The organism is Campylobacter aviculae (assembly GCF_005406215.1).
Lineage (GTDB): Bacteria > Campylobacterota > Campylobacteria > Campylobacterales > Campylobacteraceae > Campylobacter_D > Campylobacter_D aviculae.
Genome location: NZ_NXMA01000053.1, coordinates 1 through 496 on the forward strand (window position 1 = coordinate 1; position 496 = coordinate 496).

The window sequence follows — 496 nt, forward strand, 5'->3', positions numbered from 1 at the left end:
CAGTCTTTTTGCTTTTCTTTGTTTTTCTAAACGTTCTAATTGTTCTTTTTGAAATTTTTCCATATCTTCAAACATTTCAGATATAGGATCTTTGTAGTTAAAATCTTTATTATTCTGGTTATTTGTATTTACATAAATATCCATTTTTGTTAAATCAAGAGTGGCTCCTGTAAAGTCAATTAAGTTAGGGCTTAAACCTTTAAATTCCCAAGCTTTTCTTACCTCTTCGCCACTCATGGATTTATCAAAGCCTTCAGCTTTACCTGATGGTGTAGCTTCTCCTTCTCTAGTATAAAGATTTGCATTCACTATGGCTACTAAAAGTCCACCTTTGGTTATAGTGCCATCTGGATTTCTATATTTACTTGGGGTAGTATCAAAAAATACGCCTGAATTAATATTTTCTTTTCCGCCATTGTTATTGTTAAAAATATCAGTAGCAGGTTTTGCTTTGGCAGCATCTTCAACTACATAAGAATTAAAAAATAAACTTTCT

Annotated in this window: 1 pseudogene; it reads right to left on the reverse strand. The window is 31.2% G+C overall.

Annotated elements, in window-relative coordinates:
• A pseudogene (locus CQA76_RS09125) lies at positions 1-496 on the reverse strand (hypothetical protein); the annotation flags it as partial.